This window comes from Promicromonospora kroppenstedtii DSM 19349 (assembly GCF_000515355.1).
In the GTDB taxonomy this organism is placed as follows: Bacteria; Actinomycetota; Actinomycetes; order Actinomycetales; family Cellulomonadaceae; genus Promicromonospora; species Promicromonospora kroppenstedtii.
The window spans coordinates 2955-4939 of the sequence record NZ_KI911722.1 but is presented as its reverse complement, the minus strand read 5'-3'; the positions used below and the strand labels follow the sequence as shown (position 1 = coordinate 4939).

The window sequence follows — 1985 nt, the reverse complement described above, 5'->3', positions numbered from 1 at the left end:
GGCATGTCGCCCGGCGCGAGGAACTCGCCGCCGTCCACGTCGACGAGGCAGCGCCCCCCGGGCTCGGCGGAGGCCGCCGCCAGCAGGGCGGACAGGTCGACGGGCGCGCCGTCGTCGTGCGCCCAGGACCGGACGCACTCGTCCAGCACCCAGAGGCCCATGACGTTGTGCAGGTAGCGCACGGTCCCGTCCAGGCCGAGCTCGTTGGTGAAGTTCGCGGCCCGGCTCGGCTCGGTGAGCACGGGCTCGGGCAGCTCCAGCCCGACCAGCGACCACGTGCCCGACGAGATGTACGCCGCGGCCGCCCCGAGCGGCGCCGCCGCCACGGCGGACGCCGTGTCGTGCGAGGCGACGGCGAGCACCGGCACCTCGCCGAGCCCCGTCACCTCCCGCACCTCGGGCACCAGGTGCCCGACGACGGTGCCCGGCTCCACGAGTTCCGGCAGCTTGTCGCGGAGCCCGGCGAGCGGCGGGTACTCGGCCGCCAGCCGGTCCAGGAGCTCGGCCGACCAGGTGCGCGAGGTCGCGTCGAGCAGGCCCGTGGTGGACGCGTTGGTCACCTCCGCGACGCGGCGGCCCGTGAGCCAGTAGGTGATCAGGTCGGGCACCAGCAGCAGGCCCCGCGCGCGGCCCCACTCCCCGGCCGAGCCCGTTCCCTCGCGGGTCGAGCCTGTCGAGACCTCGGCGACGAGCTGGAACTCGGTGGTGAACTGCAGGTGCTGCAGCCCGTTGACGGCGTAGTGGTCGGCGAACGGGATGCGCCGGTAGACCTCGTCGGCCACCGCATCGGTGCGGGGGTCGCGATAGCAGAACGGGTCCGCCACCAGGTCGCCGGAATCGTCGAGGAACGCGTGGTCCACGGCCCACGCGTCCACGCCGATCCCCCGGACCACGACCCCGCGCTCCCGCGCGACGTCGCCCGCGGACCGCAGCCCGTCAAGGATGCCGCGCCACAGCGCGCGCACGTCCCAGCGGAGCGCGCCGCGCTCGTCGGGCACGGGACCGTTGGTGAACCGGCCGCACTCGACCAGCTCGACCCGGGGAGCGCCGTCAACGCCCCCAGGTCGAGCCTCTTCCGCCAGCGGCCGAGTCTGTCTGGACCCTTCCCGCACGATCCCGAGCATCACCCGGCCGCTCGTCGCGCCCAGGTCGACGGCGACGAACCCGGTCTCGACGGTCTCGACCCGCGCGGGCACAGGCTCGACCACCGAATCCGCTGATCGCGCCTGTCGAGACCCGGCGCGACCGCTCCCCACCTCGCTCACCGCAGGAACGCCGCTGCCACGCCCGCGTCCACCGGCACGTGCAGGCCTGTCGTGTGCGAGAAGTCGGAGGTGCACAGCGCGAACACGGCGTTGGCCACGTTCTCCGGCAGCACCTCGCGCTTGAGCAGGGTGCGCTGTGCGTAGAACTCGCCGAGCTTCTCCTCGGGCACCCCGTACACGGCCGCCCGGTTGGCCCCCCACCCGGAGGCGAAGATGCCCGAGCCGCGCACCACGCCGTCGGGGTTCACGCCGTTCACCCGGATGCCGTACTGCCCCAGCTCGGCCGCGAGCAGCCGCACCTGATGCGCCTGGTCGGCCTTGGTCGCGGAGTACGCGATGTTGTTGGGCCCCGCGAACACCGAGTTCTTGGACGAGATGTAGACGATGTCGCCCCCCATGCCCTGGTCCACCAGTACCCGCGCCGCTTCACGTGAAACCAGGAACGACCCCTTGGCCATCACGTTGTGCTGCAGGTCCCAGTCGGCCTCGGTGGTCTCGAACAGCGACCGCGACAGCGACAGGCCCGCGTTGTTCACCACGAGGTCCACGCCGCCGAACGCCAGCACGGCCTCCTGGATCCCGGCCCGCACGGCGGCCTCCGAGGACACGTCCACCGCCACGCCGATCGCGACGTCCGCCGACCCGAGCTCCGCGGCAGCGGCCGACGCCTTCGCGGCGTCCAGGTCCGCCACCACCACGCACGCGCCCTCGGCCGCCAGC

2 protein-coding genes are annotated in these 1985 nt (G+C 73.5%); both read right to left on the bottom strand.

Annotated features, from left to right (window positions below; all coding sequences use genetic code 11):
- The coding region (locus tag PROKR_RS20690) for a rhamnulokinase (protein ID WP_245605907.1) at positions 1–1208 on the bottom strand (1208 nt) is incomplete at its 3' end.
- A 53-nt stretch (positions 1209–1261) separates the two neighbouring features.
- A partial coding sequence (locus tag PROKR_RS20685; RefSeq protein ID WP_036966713.1) for an SDR family oxidoreductase occupies positions 1262–1985 on the bottom strand: 724 nt, incomplete at its 5' end.